This window comes from Gordonia hongkongensis (assembly GCF_023078355.1).
GTDB classification, from domain to species: Bacteria; Actinomycetota; Actinomycetes; order Mycobacteriales; family Mycobacteriaceae; genus Gordonia; species Gordonia hongkongensis.
On the sequence record NZ_CP095552.1, the window covers coordinates 3,452,693 to 3,467,043 of the forward strand.

12 protein-coding genes, 1 tRNA gene and 2 pseudogenes are annotated in these 14,351 nt (G+C 68.3%); 4 read left to right on the forward strand and 11 right to left on the reverse strand.

The features are described from left to right. Positions 1-60: 60 nt before the first annotated feature. Positions 61-1,182, reverse strand: coding sequence for a tyrosine-type recombinase/integrase (locus MVF96_RS15640; RefSeq protein ID WP_247449632.1), 1,122 nt, complete (start codon positions 1,180-1,182; stop codon positions 61-63). 295 nt (positions 1,183-1,477) lie between these two features. Here MVF96_RS15640 and MVF96_RS15645 point away from each other — a divergent pair. Further along, positions 1,478-1,551 (forward strand) — tRNA-Ile (locus tag MVF96_RS15645). Positions 1,552-1,613: 62 nt separating this feature from the next. Here MVF96_RS15645 and MVF96_RS15650 read toward each other — a convergent pair. The 6 genes from MVF96_RS15650 to MVF96_RS15675 all read right to left on the reverse strand — a co-directional run bounded on the left by MVF96_RS15650 (position 1,614) and on the right by MVF96_RS15675 (position 7,907). Beyond that, the gene (locus tag MVF96_RS15650) at positions 1,614-1,853 is read right to left on the reverse strand and encodes a three-helix bundle dimerization domain-containing protein (RefSeq protein ID WP_247449634.1); all 240 of its coding nucleotides are present in this window, start codon (positions 1,851-1,853) and stop codon (positions 1,614-1,616) included. Positions 1,854-1,932: 79 nt separating this feature from the next. Continuing rightward, positions 1,933-2,490: a dihydrofolate reductase family protein gene (locus MVF96_RS15655; protein ID WP_086537460.1), complete on the reverse strand. Its 558-nt coding sequence runs from the start codon at positions 2,488-2,490 to the stop codon at positions 1,933-1,935. Positions 2,491-2,605: 115 nt separating this feature from the next. After that, positions 2,606-4,528, reverse strand: coding sequence for a DNA primase (gene dnaG / locus MVF96_RS15660; protein ID WP_247449636.1), 1,923 nt, complete (start codon positions 4,526-4,528; stop codon positions 2,606-2,608). Between the two features lie 62 nt (positions 4,529-4,590). Then, entirely contained in the window at positions 4,591-5,907 is a 1,317-nt protein-coding gene (locus tag MVF96_RS15665; RefSeq protein ID WP_247449638.1) for a deoxyguanosinetriphosphate triphosphohydrolase, read from the reverse strand. Then, the gene (locus tag MVF96_RS15670; RefSeq protein WP_058252071.1) at positions 5,900-6,385 is read right to left on the reverse strand and encodes a cold-shock protein; all 486 of its coding nucleotides are present in this window, start codon (positions 6,383-6,385) and stop codon (positions 5,900-5,902) included. The genes MVF96_RS15665 and MVF96_RS15670 overlap by 8 nt, the downstream gene beginning before the upstream one ends. Before the next feature lie 136 nt (positions 6,386-6,521). After that, the gene (locus tag MVF96_RS15675; RefSeq protein WP_004023004.1) at positions 6,522-7,907 is read right to left on the reverse strand and encodes a glycine--tRNA ligase; all 1,386 of its coding nucleotides are present in this window, start codon (positions 7,905-7,907) and stop codon (positions 6,522-6,524) included. 193 nt (positions 7,908-8,100) lie between these two features. Here MVF96_RS15675 and MVF96_RS15680 point away from each other — a divergent pair, with 193 nt between their 5' ends. The 3 genes from MVF96_RS15680 to MVF96_RS15690 all read left to right on the forward strand — a co-directional run bounded on the left by MVF96_RS15680 (position 8,101) and on the right by MVF96_RS15690 (position 10,525). After that, positions 8,101-9,639 (forward strand): M28 family metallopeptidase, encoded by a 1,539-nt coding sequence (locus MVF96_RS15680; protein ID WP_247449640.1) that lies wholly within the window; start codon positions 8,101-8,103, stop codon positions 9,637-9,639. Between the two features lie 86 nt (positions 9,640-9,725). After that, positions 9,726-10,100, forward strand: coding sequence for an ArsR/SmtB family transcription factor (locus MVF96_RS15685; protein WP_247449642.1), 375 nt, complete (start codon positions 9,726-9,728; stop codon positions 10,098-10,100). Next, positions 10,097-10,525 carry a Fur family transcriptional regulator gene (locus tag MVF96_RS15690; protein ID WP_247449644.1) on the forward strand — a complete coding sequence of 143 codons (429 nt, stop codon included), beginning with the start codon at positions 10,097-10,099 and terminating at the stop codon, positions 10,523-10,525. Before MVF96_RS15685 ends, MVF96_RS15690 begins: the two co-directional genes overlap by 4 nt. Before the next feature lie 165 nt (positions 10,526-10,690). Here the strand turns inward: MVF96_RS15690 and MVF96_RS15695 are convergent. From MVF96_RS15695 to recO, 4 genes and pseudogenes are all read right to left on the reverse strand, one after another. Next, a pseudogene (locus MVF96_RS15695) lies at positions 10,691-11,907 on the reverse strand (IS110 family RNA-guided transposase). A gap of 418 nt (positions 11,908-12,325) precedes the next feature. Next, a complete protein-coding gene (locus tag MVF96_RS15700; protein WP_226513639.1) occupies positions 12,326-12,736 on the reverse strand; it encodes a hypothetical protein in 411 nt (136 codons plus the stop codon). After that, positions 12,733-13,556, reverse strand: a pseudogene (locus MVF96_RS15705) (isoprenyl transferase). The gene MVF96_RS15700 and the pseudogene MVF96_RS15705 overlap by 4 nt, the downstream one beginning before the upstream one ends. Then, complete coding sequence (gene recO, locus MVF96_RS15710; RefSeq protein WP_055475472.1) at positions 13,537-14,340, reverse strand: DNA repair protein RecO; 804 nt, start codon at positions 14,338-14,340, stop codon at positions 13,537-13,539. The pseudogene MVF96_RS15705 and the gene recO overlap by 20 nt, the downstream one beginning before the upstream one ends. Positions 14,341-14,351 lie beyond the last annotated feature (11 nt).

Sequence of the window (14,351 nt, forward strand, 5' to 3'; positions counted from 1 at the left end):
GAGTCTCTTCGCGGTCGAGACTACCAGTGCGTGCCCGCAGAAGTCCGTGTGCGACACGAGTTATCCCTCGATGAGCTTCGACAGGGCTTCGGCGATGGCCTTGTCGCGGCCCTGGGCGGCGTGCTGGTAGCGCATGGCGGCGGCCACGGTCGAGTGACCGAGCCGGGCTTGCAGATCGGCCAGCGTGGCGCCGCTGACCGCGGCAAGCACGGCACCGGTGTGGCGCAGGTCGTGGAATCTCAGGTCGGGGCGGCCGGCTTGCTGGCGGGCAGGGTAGTAGTAGCGGTACAGCGACGTCGGGGACAGGTAGCCGCCACCAGGGGCTGGGAACAGTAGCGAGTCCTGACGACGCTCGGTGTGCTTGTCGAGGTGCTCGACGATCGCCGGGAGTACGTGCGGCGGAATGTGAACGACGCGGATGCCGGCGTCCGACTTCGGGGTGGTCACGATGTAGCGACCGGTGTCGCCTTCGCGGACTGCGGCCCGGCTGATCGACACAACCCCCTCGGCGACGTCGATGTCGCTGCGCCGCAACTCGATCAGCTCGCCGAACCGCATTGCACACCACCCGGCGAGGAGGACTGAGGCGCGCAGGTGGTCGGGCATGGCGTCGGCGATCGCGGTCAGCTCGGGCACCGTGGCGGGTTTGGTGCGTGAGCGCCGCTGTGCCGACCCTGCGCCTTCGACCCGGCACGGGTTGGCGTCGATCAGGTCGGCGTTGACCGCCGACGTCATGATCGTGCGCAACAGGCTGTAGGCGTGCGCCCGCATGGTGTCCTTGCCGGGCAGGAGTTTCGCGTGCCACTGGCGGACTGCGGCCGGGGTGATCTGGTCGAGGCGCTGCTCGCCGAATGCGGGGATGAGGTGCAGCTTGAGGAGCTCGGCGTAGTGGTCGCGGGTGCGAGTCTTGAGGGGGCGGCCGCGGACGGTGCGGGTCGCCAACCATTCCTCGGCGTACGGGGCGAATGTGGGGGCGACGTCCCGGTCTGCTGCGGCTGGGTTCCACAGGTTGCGGTCGATCTCGCGGCGGCGGTCCGACAGCCACGCTTCGGCGTCGATCTTGGCGGCGAACGTCTGCGGGGCCTTGTGTTCGGCACCGTCGGGGCCGGTGTAGCGGGCCTGGTATCGGCCGGAGGGGAGACGTCGGATGTTGCCGAATCCTCGTTTACTGGCCACTGCCATCTGTCCTCTCGCGTGCCAAATACGTGCCAGATGACTGTATCTCACTGTCCGCTTGTGCCCGTCCATGTCAGCGGTTACTGTGTGCAGTACCCGCAGGCAGAGACTCGATTCTGCAGGTGGGAAACCATAACCGAAGAACACCCGGTTTACTGGTTCGAGTCCAGTTGGGGGAGCAAGAGGCCCGTCACCCGCGTCGGCAGGTGACGGGTTTTCTCGTCTTCGGCAGTCGTGCCGGTCCGCATTCATATGACCGTCGACCGTGCGGTAATGTCCAGCAGCGGGCTCTCGGGCCCACGGGGCGGTAGCTCAGTCGGTTAGAGCCGCGGACTCATAATCCGTAGGTCGCGGGTTCGAGCCCCGCCCGCCCCACGCACGAAAAGCGTTGTAGCACAGAGCGAGAGCAAACAATCCCCCGGCCGGGCCCGCAGCGCTCACTCACCCACTGTGGGTGGCACATCGGTCGATTCGGCCATCACCGCAGAGCCACTGAGTGTCTCGTTGGCGCGGCGCTCGACCAGCAGCGGCACGAAGTCGCGGACATCGATGCCGTCGAAGTGCCGATACGCGGCCTCGACGGCCTCGGCGACCTCTTCGGGCTTCTTGTCGGTGTACATCCCGATCAGGCGGTGCTGCACCTCGGTGACCTGCCTGCGCTCGTCATTCGCGTCCACGCTCCCACGGTAGGCAGCCGCCGGCGGACTCGCAGCCGGGAGCACGAACCGTCGTCGACTGTTCAACTCCGGTTCGGGTTCATCGCTCCACTCGACACCAGTACTCGCTCTCACCGGGGATCGGTGTGAGCCGGACCTCGCCACCGCCGGGCCGGTCGAACAACCGCACGCCCGCGCCGAGAAACACCGGGACGAAGAACACGAGCACCTCGTCGAGCAACCCGTGATCGATCATCTGTCGCGCGACATCGGCACCGATCACGGTGACATAGGCGTCGCCCGCGATCGCGGTGGCGGTCTCGACCGCCTCGTGCAGATCGGACACGAAGGTGACGCCGTCGACGGGGTCGGCGGGTGGGTTGTGCGTGAGAACAACAGCGGGCCCGTCATATTCGCCACCGAACGCACCTTCGCGGTCGGTGCCCTTGTTGGGATCATCGCCGCGGAACGAGCGATTGCCGACCAGCAGTGCGCCGGTGCCGCGCATCAACCGTGCGGCGGCATCGTCCGCTGCAGTGGACGCCGGCTGCCCGTCGGCGGGCACGTCGAAGAATCGGGTCAGCCACGACATGTCGCCACCGGGTCCGGCGATGAACCCGTCGAGTGATGCCGTCGCCGAGAAGATCGTTGTCGCCATGGATTCCTGCCTCCGTCGGTGGCGTGGGGGTACCGACGGGGTAGACCGGGCCGGAGACGGATACTCATCGGCCGCCGGCCCCGCGACCGTCGGCGCGAAGACCTACGCGGGTGTGTCAGCCCGCGTCGACGATCGGGTCGACAGCCTGTTCCAGCAGGCTACGACGATAGGCCTCGAGCGCCACGAGATCACCGAAGACCGCGTTGTAGCCGTCGGGGTCGTCGCTGGGTGCCATCCGGCGCAGGCGCGACTTGATGTCGGCGATCTGCGAGCCCACCCACACCTCCTGCAACCGTGCGAGCACGCTGGAGATGTAGCGGGCGATGTTGTCCTCGTCGACCGGCATCGATTCGACGGCGAGTTCGGTCACGAGCGGATCGATGATCGGGTCGTCGACGGCATTGCGCACCGCGTCGACCCAGGCCGCGCCACCCAGACCGGACGACGTCCCGCCGAGCCCGGTCATCGCCTGGCGGATGATCGCGTAGGCCGGCTCGTTGAAGCACTCGACGGGCAGCGAGTCGAAGACCGTGCCGGCGATCGCCGGATACTGCAGCGCCGCCTTCAGTGCTTCCCGCTGCGGCCACAGGCGCGGGTCGTTGGGCTGTGGGCGGGCCGACGTCGGCGCGGACTCCGCCTCCGGCCGATTGCGAGCACCGCGACCGCTCCCCCGACTGCCGGAGTTGCTGACGCCCTGCGCCTTTCGAATTCTCGCGCCTTCTTCGCGGACTCTGCCGAGAACCTGGGAGACCTCCTCCCAACCGACCCAACCGGCCAGCTGGCGAGCGTACTCGTCACGCAGCGCGATGTCCTTGATCCGGGCGACCACCGGCACGGTGTCGCGCAACGCGTGCACGCGGCCCTCCGCGGTGTCGAGGTCGTGGCCGGCGAGGAGGGCCTTGATCGCGAACTCGAACATCGGCACCCGACGGGCGACCAGGTCGCGGACGGCGGCGTCGCCCTTCTCCTGCCGGAGTTCGCAGGGATCCATGCCATCGGGCGCGATCGCCACGAACGTCTGCCCCGAGATGGACTGTTCGCCCTCGAAGGCCTTGAGCGCGGCTGCTTTTCCGGCATCGTCCCCGTCGAACGTGTAGATGACCTCGCCGCGGAAGTACGAGTCGTCCATCATCAGCCGCCGGATGAGGGCGAGGTGGTCCTCACCGAAGGCGGTGCCACACGAGGCGACCGCGGTGGTGACGCCGGCCAGATGCATCGCCATGACGTCGGTGTAGCCCTCGACGACCACCACCTGATGCCCCTTGGCGATGCTCTTCTTCGCGTGGTCGAGACCGAACAGCACCTGAGACTTCTTGTACAGCATGGTCTCCGGCGTGTTCATGTACTTGCCGAGGTTGTCGTCGTCGAACAGTTTGCGGGCGCCGAAGCCGATGATGTCCCCGCCGAGGTTGCGGATCGGCCACAGGAGACGGCGATGGAAGCGGTCGATCGGCCCCTTGCGTCCTTGTTTGGACAGACCGGCGGCTTCGAGTTCGCTGAACTCGAAGCCCTGCGACAGCAGCGCCTTGGTCATCGTGTCCCAGCCGGCAGGTGCGTAACCGCAACCGAATTGAACGGCCGCCACCGCGTCGAAGTCGCGTTCCTTGAGGTAGTCGCGCGCCGGCTGCGCCTCGGGTGACTGCAGCGCGGCCGCGTAGAACTTGGCCGCGGCGGCGTTGGCGGCCACCAGTCGGGCGCGGGTGCCGCGGTCCCGCTTGATGGCGGTACCGCCGCCCTCGTAGTTGATCTGGTAGCCGATCCGGTCGGCGAGCTGCTCGACCGCCTCGACGAAGCTGATGTGCTCCTGCTTCTGCAGGAAGCTGTACACGTCGCCGCCTTCGCCGCAGCCGAAGCAGTGGAAGTGGCCGTGGTTGGGACGGACGTGGAACGACGGCGACTTCTCGTCGTGGAAGGGGCACAGGCCCTTGAGGCTGTCGGCACCGGCGCGCCGGAGGGCGACGTAGTCGCCGACGATGTCCTCGATCCTCGTCTGCTCACGGATCGCCGTGATGTCGCGATCGGGAATTCGGCCTGCCACGCGACCAGTGTAGTGACGCCGGTGAGGCCGCCCGGCCGGGTGCTTCGTCGACCACGCCCGGCCTACCCCAGATGCGCCTGGGCCCCCGAATTGTGCTTGTCGGTGCGCTCGAGCCGGCCTTCGGTCATGGACGCGATCTGGTCGACGATGACCCGCATGCGGGCGGCATCGTCGGACGCGGCGTTCCACCACGGCACGAAGATCGGGTCCAGGCCCCCGGGCGCCGCCTCGGCGAACCAGTTCGCGACCCGGTGGATGCGTTCCCGCTGACGACGCTGCGTCGCCTTGTGTCGCTCGTTGGAGAAGATGAACCGCAGTGCCAGGGTCTTGAGCATCGACACCTCGGCGGCGATGAGTTCCGGCACCTCGAGGTCGGCGTCGTAGCGCGAGACCGGCCGGTCGCCGACCACCTCGCGGGTGCCGGTGATCGCGGCCGACGCGAAGCGGCCGATGAACTCACTGGTCAACCTCTTGAGCGCGACGTAGGAGTCGAGCGTGCCGTCGAAGACACCCACCGACCGCACGATGTCCATGCGGTGCAGGCGGGCGGCGGCGTCGACGAGGGCCTCGGGGTCGAGACCCGGGAATTCCTTGGCGCCGATGTCGGCGAGCGCGCGTTGGTCCTGCGGATCGCCGAGGGTCCGCAGGTCGATTCGGCCACCGATGACGCCGTCCTCGAGGTCGTGCACGGAGTACGCCACGTCGTCGGACCAGTCCATGATCTGGGCCTCGACGCACTGTCGGGTCCCGGGCGCCTCCCGACGAATCCACGCCAGCGTGGCGGCATCGTCGTCGTAGGCGCCGAACTTGCCTCCGAGCGTGCGTCGGGTCCACGGATACTTCAGGGTCGCGTCCAGCGACGCGCGGGTGAGGTTGAGGCCGGCGCTGCGCCCGTCGGCATCGAGCAGCTTGGGTTCGAGCCGCGTCAGGATGCGCAGGTTCTGGGCGTTGCCCTCGAAACCACCGTGGTCCGCCGCCACCTCGTCGAGCGCGCGTTCGCCGTTGTGTCCGTAGGGCGGATGCCCGATGTCGTGGGCGAGTCCGGCGAGTTCGACGAGGTCGGGTTCGGCGCCGAGACCGATGGCGATCCCCCGGCCGATCTGCCCGACCTCGAGCGAATGTGTGAGCCGGGTACGGGGCGTGTCGCCCTCGCGCGGACCGACGACCTGCGTCTTGTCGGCCAGCCTGCGCAGGGCGGCCGAGTGCAGGACCCGCGCACGGTCCCGCGCGAAGTCGCTTCGATGGTCGGTCCGGGTGCCGGGCAGGCTCGCGACCTTGGCGCCCTCGGGCACGAACCGCTCGACGGCCTCGTCGCCGTAGGTTGCCACCGTCGGGAGCACATGCCCGACCGTCTCGGGAACCTGTCGGGTGCTAGTCAAGCACCCAGCCCCGGGCGACGGCGAAGTCGGTGACCCGCTGCCTGATCGCCACGATCTGACGAGCCGTGAGGGCGCCGTCGGCGTCGAGGAGCAGCTCGGTGAGCTCTTCGGTGAACGCGGCGGCATCCAGCGAGCCACCCCCGCCGCGCGGACGACGACTGCCGCGGTCGTCGTGACGTCCGCGGTCGCCCCGGTCCCCACGATCACGGTCGCGGCCGTGGTGCTCGTCGCGGCGGTGCGCCCGTGCGCCGGCGGTGTCGTCGGCCGGCGCGGCCTCGGTCACCGCGACGTTGACGGCCTTGGAACCGCGGTCGGTCTCCTCGATGTCGAAGGACACCTTGGCACCCGGTTTCAACGAGTTCTCGTCGATGTCGATGTCGTTGATGTGGAGGAACACATCGGCGCCGCCCGATTCCGGCGCCAAGAACCCGAATCCCCGATTCGCGTCGTAATGAACGACTTTCCCGCTGACAGACACGACTCCACTCACTCTCTCGTCGCGCGCACGACGGACCCCATGCCCTACTCCACGCGACAACTCGTCATCGATTGTGACAGACATCCGCAGGTCAGGCGGAATCGTGAACACCCGGCCCGCGCGGCCGGGAGCAGGATCAGGCGCCGAGCAGCTTGCCGCCGAGATACTCGGCGACCTTGTCGAGCGCGACCCGCTCCTGGCTCATGGTGTCCCGTTCGCGCACCGTGACGGCCTGGTCGTCGAGGGTGTCGAAGTCGACCGTCACGCAGAACGGCGTGCCGATCTCGTCCTGCCGGCGGTACCGCTTGCCGATGCCCTGTGCGTCGTCGAACTCGACATTCCAGTGCTTGCGGAGCTCGGCGGCGAGGTCGCGGGCCTTCGGCGAGAGCTTCTCGTTGCGCGAGAGCGGCAGCACGGCGACCTTGATCGGGGCCAGCCGGCGGTCGAGCCGCAGCACGGTGCGAGTGTCGGTGCCGCCCTTGGCGTTCGGCACCTCCTCCTCGGTGTAGGCGTCGCACAGGAAGGCCATCAGCGAGCGGGTCAGGCCGGCCGCCGGCTCGATCACGAACGGGGTGTAGCGCTCACCCGACGCCTGGTCGAAGAACGACAGGTCCTCCCCCGAGTGCTTGCTGTGGGTGGACAGGTCGTAGTCGGTCCGGTTGGCGACACCCTCGAGCTCACCCCACGGGTTGCCGGTGAAGCCGAACTTGTACTCCACGTCCACAGTCCGCTTGGAGTAGTGCGACAGCTTCTCCTTCGGGTGGTCGTAGAGCCGCAGGTTCTCCGGGTCGATGCCCAGGTTGACGTACCAGTCGAAGCGCTGGTCGATCCAGTACTGGTGCCATTCCTCGTCCTCGCCCGGCTTGACGAAGAACTCCATCTCCATCTGCTCGAACTCGCGGGTGCGGAAGATGAAGTTGCCCGGTGTGATCTCGTTGCGGAAGCTCTTGCCGATCTGCGCGATGCCGAACGGCGGCTTCTTGCGCGCGGTGGTCATCACGTTCTTGAAGTTCACGAAGATGCCCTGTGCGGTCTCGGGACGCAGGTAGTGCAGACCCTCTTCGTCGTCGACGGGCCCGAGGAACGTCTTCATCAGACCGCTGAACGCCTTGGGTTCGGTCCAGTTGCCGGGCTGCCCGGTCTCCGGGTCGTTGATGTCGGCCAGACCGTTGGCCGGCGGGTGCCCGTGCTTCGCCTCGTAGGCCTCGATGAGATGGTCGGCGCGGTAGCGCTTGTGGGTGTGCAGCGACTCGACCAGCGGGTCGGTGAACACCTCGACGTGGCCGGAGGCCTCCCACACCTGACGCGGCAGGATGACCGACGAGTCGAGGCCGACGACGTCCTCGCGGCTGATGACCATCGTGCGCCACCACTGCCGCTTGATGTTCTCCTTGAGTTCGACGCCGAGCGGGCCGTAGTCCCACGCCGATTTGGTACCGCCGTAGATCTCACCGCACTGGTACACCAGGCCCCGGCGCTTGGCGAGGTTGACGACGGATTCCACATTGGACTGGGCGGCCACGGTTAACTGCTCTCCACGGGTTGAGGTGTTCGGCTGGGACGGTCGTGCTGACGCTCGGTGCTCGACGTGCATCCACCAGATGCGGGCGGCAACCCGTACAGACTACCGAGCACGTGTGCCGTTTCCCGAAACCACCGGCAACGGTGCACCCGTCGGACCCACATGCACGGACGGGAACTGCCAGAGTGGCAGGGTGATCGTTCGCATACGACGACGCGTCGGCGTCCCCCCATCGGCCCGCGGGCGTCGGCCGGTCCTCGCCTCGGCCGGCCTCGCACTGACAATGGCACTGGCCGTGGGGTGTTCGTCCGAGCAGCCCGCCGAGCCCGAGCGACCCTCGTCGGCGCCGGTGTCGACGCCCTCTCCCGAACCGCCGATCGACGAGGTCACCCCGGCCGCGCTGGCCGACGCCGTCACCCTCGACAACGTGATGGCGCACGTTCGCGCACTGGCCCAGATCGCCGACAACAACGGCGGCAACCGCGCGGCCGGCACACCCGGGTACGACGACTCGCTGGACTACGTCGCCGGGCTCCTCCGCACGGCGGGCTTCGACGTGACGACGCCGCCCGTCGAGTACGAGCGCTTCGACGCCGGTCCGGTCAGCCTCACCGCCGACGGCCTGAAGGTCGCCACCCGCGTCGTCGAGTATTCGGCCGGAACCGGCGACACCCCGGTCACCGGGGCCCCGGTCGCCGTCAACGGCCTCGGATGCGCAAGCACCGACTTTCCGGCCACGACGCGTGGTGCGATCGCCGTCATCACCCGAGGAACCTGCACCTTCGCCGACAAGGCACGGAACGCGGAGTCGGCCGGCGCGGTCGGGGTCGTCATGGTCAACAACGAACCCGGCCCGCTCACCGGCGCCACCCTGGGGCCGGACGACCGCCCGGGGATCCCGGTCCTCGGCATCGCGGGCGACGACGCCGATCGGGTGCGGTCGGCGCGATCGGTCGCGCTTGCGGTCGAGGCGAAGACCACCGGCATCACCACGCGCAACTTGATCGCCGAGACCCGGACGGGCTCCGGCGACGACGTCGTCATGGCCGGCGCACACCTCGACAGCGTCGCCGAGGGACCCGGCATGAACGACAACGCCAGCGGCTCCGCGGCCGTGCTCGAGACGGCTCTGCGACTCGGGTCGTCGCCGCGGGTCCCGCACCGCGTGCGATTCGCGTTCTGGGGCGCGGAGGAGGACGGGCTCGTGGGCTCCACCGAGTACGTCCGGGGACTCGACCCGGCCGCGCGTACGGCGGTGGCCCTCTACCTGAACTTCGACATGCTCGCCTCACCCAACGGCGGGTACTTCACGTACGACGGCGACGACTCCGAGCGTCAGGGAGCCGGCCCCGGCCCGGACGGCTCCGGGGGCATCGAGCGGACCTTCGAGAAGTTCTACGCCGATCGCGGCATCCCCCTCGCCCCCGACGACTTCGACGGCCGTTCCGATTACGGCCCGTTCATCGCGGTGGGCATCCCCTCCGGCGGGGTGTTCACCGGCGCGGAAACAGAGAAGGACGAAGCGCAGGCGAAGATGTGGGGCGGCCGGGCCGGCGAACCCTTCGACCCCGACTATCACACCGCGCGCGACACCCTCGACAACCTGAACACCGACCTGCTGGGCGTCAACTCGGCTGCGGTCGCGTCCGCGGTCGCAACCTACGCGTTGTCGACCGCAGGTGCGGACGGGGTCCCGCCGCCGGCCGAGCGCCGACGTGCAGACGAGGGCTGACCAGCGGCGACACCGGTGGCATGGATTGAAAACCATTTCCGATAGAATGGCCGGATCAGTGGCGCGAGCCAGGCGAGAGGAGCGCGATGTCGACGCAACCGTTGGACGGGCCCGGACCGATCGAGACGGCCGATGCCGCGGCGCGGGAAGCCGCCGCCGACCTCCTGCGCGCCCTCGCCTCCCCCACCCGCGTCGCGATCGTGCTGTCCCTGCGCGAGCGGGTGCAGTGCGTGCACGAACTCGTCGGGCACCTCGGCCTGAGTCAGCCACTGGTCAGCCAGCACCTGCGCGTGCTCAAAGACGCCGGTGTGGTGCGGGGCCAGCGCAACGGTCGTGAGATCACCTACGAACTCCTCGACGACCACGTCGCGCACATCGTCGGCGATGCGCTGATCCACGCGAACGAGACCACCGACGGCCGCGCCGTGCCGTCCGATGCGTCCCGGGTGGTGAACGAATGAGTGGCGTCGCCTCGGGCCCGCAGCCGGTCACCGGCATCCGGTCGACGCGCCAACGCGCTGCGATCGCCGACGCCCTGGCCGGCACCGAGGACTTCTGCTCCGCGCAGGAACTCCACGAGATCCTTAAGGCCCGGGGCGAATCCATCGGCCTGACGACGGTGTACCGCAATCTGCAGGCGCTGAGCCAGGCCGGGCAGATCGATGTCCTGTGGGACGGCTCCGGTGAGACCCGCTACCGCCACTGTTCGTCGGGACACCATCACCATCTCGTGTGCCGGGAGTGCGGCACCACCGTCGAGGTCCAGGCCGAACCGGTCGAACGCTGGGCCGCGAAGATCGCCGCCCAGCACGGCTTCTCCGACATCAACCACACCGTCGAGGTCTTCGGGCGCTGCGCGGACTGCCGGACCACCAAGAAGGACTGAGCTTTCAGCGCCCCCTGATCCGAAACACCACACCCCACTGGTCCCTGATCCGAAAGAACCACACACCGCTGGTCTGTGGCGTGCGAGCGATGCCCCTCCCTCTGCTCCCTGAGGTGCGAGGAGCGCTAGCGACGAGCCACGAAGACATCCCAGGGGTGCAAGGTGTCAAGCGGCGAGGTTGGCGCGGTGGTTCCAGGCGGTGTGTTCGTTGTAGAGGGTGCGGTGTTTGAGGCAGCCGTGGAGGATGCCGATGAGCCGGTTGGCGAGCGCACGCAAGGCTTGGGGGTGGGACTTCTTCTGATCTCGCAGGCTGTCGTAGTAGACGCGGGCGCCGGGACTGCCGGTCAGCGCGCTTTGCGCCATCGCCATGGCGGCGGCGTTGAGGCGGGTGTTGCGGATATGGCGGGCCAGCACGACGTGCCCTTTGCCTGAGGCGATGGTCCGTGGTGAGGTGCCGGCATAGTTTCTGCGAGACTTGGCGGTGGCATAGCGTTCGGGGTCGTCCCCGAACTCGCCAAGCATCCGGGCGCCGGTGATGTCACCGACTCCGGGCATGGACAGGTAGATCTCGGCGTCCGGATGCGCTCTAAAAGACTGGGCCATACTGGTTTCCAGTTGATCAATTTGGGTGTTGAGCGTCGTCAGCATGTTAACCGTCACGGTCACGGTCGCCGCATACGCTGCGGTAAGTGCCTCCGGTGCGCTCAGATGACCGCCCCCACGCAGGGCCTGCTGGATCTCGCGGGCACGGGTATCGGTATTGCGTTGGCGGCCACCCTTTTCAGAGCTGATCGGATCGCCGCGACCGTCAGTGCCGCTCCCTGTCGTGGGGTGGGAGCGCGACGCAACACCGCCAGGCAGTCTTTGTGGGCGAGGTCGCCGCCGAAGGCATCGACCGCGGCCGGATAGTAGGCGCCCAGTTGAGCGCGCAACACGTTCTGTTGTGCTGAGCGCGCCCACACCAGATTCTGATGCGTACGGGCCATCACCGTGATCGCCTTGACCTCGACGGTGTCGGCGGCGACCAATCGATGATTGTGCCGGTCGGTCCGCACCAGATCAGCCAGCGTTTTCGCGTCAGCCTTATCGGATTTGGTGCCCCCGACATGGTGGCGGTCGCGGTACCGCGACACCGACAACGGGTTGATCGCATACACCTGATAGCCCGCGGCGACCAGGGCGGCGACCCACATGCCGTGATCGGTTTCGATCCCCACCACCACCTCAGAGGGGTCGTGGGCGAACCGGGCGAGCAGGTCATGCATCGCCGTCACGCCGGCCGCGTTCTCGGGTAGTCGGCGGGTGGCCAGGGTGGTGCCGTGTTCATCCATCACGTTCACGTCGTGATGATCCGACGCCCAGTCGTTGCCCACACAGATCATGTCGGTCGTTCACCTCGTCTTCGGTCGTCTCGATCGATCGTCGGTGTGAACCTTGGGGCGATCACCCTTGACGCGGCCTAATGGATCAGTGCTCACCCCACATGGTTCAGGGGGCACGACATCCCAGAAGCGTTCTAGCGGGTGATCCTTACCCGGCCGGGCCACGGTCTTCGTGTAGAAATCCGACACCGTTTCAGGGTCTCGGAGTGGTCACCGGCCGGGAAGGCTCACACAAACCAGCATCCCCTGCAGGACGCCGATCCACCCCCATTAGGGTCCTGGCGAGACACGTTGCGGCCCTTCGTGACTCGCTTCGTGCGCACCTCAGGGAGCATAGGTCGCGCTCAACGCCTCAGGGAGCATTGGTTGTGCTCAACGCTTCTCAGTCCTCAGGGAGCGGGATCCGATGTCGCCAGACTCAAGCAGAAGCCGGGCCCACCAGCCGTTCGGCGGCGTCGACACCGGCGGCGAGGACGATGTGCAGAACCGTCAGCAGCGGCACGTCGTCGAGCTGGCTCGCGGGAAACGTGTAGTACTGCAACACATCCGTGGTGACCCCCACACGATCGGAGCGTCGGAGGCTGCCGAAGCTGAGCTGGGCGGCGCACGCCTCGACGTCGTCCCGGAGCGTCGGCGTGTTGGGCAGGTCCATCGCGACCATCTGCGTCAGGGCCAGCACGTCGAGCCCGTCGGCCAGCGTGAGCACGCGGATGGAGGCACGCGTCGGACCGACCTGCACGACGAGGGAGTCGGCGTCGGGTCGGTCGACGGGACCGAGTTCGGCGACGATCTGCGCGGTCCGGTCGAGGAGCGCGGCGGCGTCGGTCACGACGGCTTCACCCCGCCGAATCGCCGGTCGCGCGATGCGTATTCGAGGCAGGCCGCCCACAGGTCACGCCGGTCGAAGTCCGGGAAGAGCTTCTCCTGGTAGACCATCTCGGCGTACGCCGACTGCCACAGCAGGAAGTTCGAGATCCGCTGCTCCCCCGACGGACGCAGGAACAGGTCGACGTCGGGCATGTCCGGCTCGTCCAGGTACCGCGCGAAGGTCGACTCCGAGATGCGCTCCGGGTCGATCTCGCCGCGCGCGCCGCGCGTCGCGCGATCTCCCGTGCGGCGTCGGCGATCTCGGCACGACCGCCGTAGTTGACGCACATCGTGAGCGTCATGACGGTGTTGTCGCGGGTCATCTCCTCGGCGATCTCGAGTTCCCGGATCACGCTGCGCCACAACCGGGGTCGGCGTCCGGCCCAGCGCACCCGGACGCCCATCTCGTGCATCTCATCGCGTCGACGGCGGATGACGTCGCGGTTGAAGCCCATGAGGAACTTCACCTCGTCGGGGCTGCGCGACCAGTTCTCGGTGGAGAACGCGTAGGCGGAGAGCCAGCCGACCCCCAATTCGATACAGCCGCAGACGGTGTCCATCAACACGGCCTCGCCGCGCTTGTGCCCCTCGGTGCGCGGGAACCCGCGGTCGGTGGCCCAGCGCCCGTTCCCGTCCATCACCAGCGCCACGTGCTTGGGCACGAACTCCGCGGGGATCGCCGGGGGCCGGGCACCGCTCGGATGCGGATCGGGGGGACGGACATCCGTCCGGAGGCTCGCGGCCTTGCGTCCCTTCGCCGAACTACCCGGCCGCAACGCCATCGTCGACCCTCCTCACGCCCGTGTCCACACCCGTCTCCATCAGCCTATGAGGGGCGGTGCGTTCGATCAGCGGCAGGGTTCGGAGCTGGCGTTCCAGATGCCACTGCAGATGCGCGGCGGTGAGTCCGCTGGCCTGTCGACGCAGCGACGGCGTGGCGTCGACGACCTCATCCCACCGACCGCGGAACAGGGCCTCCATGAGGTCGAGCACGCCGGGCGAGGGGGTCGCCGATCCGGGTGGCCGGCACGGCAGACAGACGGCGCCGCCGGCGGCGACGTGGAAAGCGCGGTGGGGGCCGGGTGTCGCGCACCGCGCGCACTCCTCGAGCGCCGGCATCCAGCCCGCGCTGTACATCGCGCGCAGCAGGTAGGCGTCGAGGATCAGTTCTCGCGGCCGGCGGTCGTCGGCCAGCGCGGCCAACGCCCCGACCGTCAGCCGGTGCAGCTGACGGGTGGGCGCTCGTTCCTCACCCGCGAGCCGCTCCGCGGTCTCGAGGACCGCGCAGGCCGTGGTGTAGCGCCCGTAGTCGGCGACGATGGCGTCGGCGAAGGCGTGCAGGCTGTGGACCTGGGTGACCACGTCGAGGCTGCGGCCGGGGTACAGATGTACGTCGATGTGAGCGAAGGGTTCGAGCCGGGCGCCGAACTTGGACCGCGTCCGCCGCACGCCCTTGGCGACCGCGCGCACGAGACCGTGCTCGGCGGTGAGCAGCGTGATGATGCGGTCGGCTTCGCCCAGCTTGTGCTGGCGCAGCACGACGGCCTCATCCCGGTAGAACCTCACCGGGACATTCT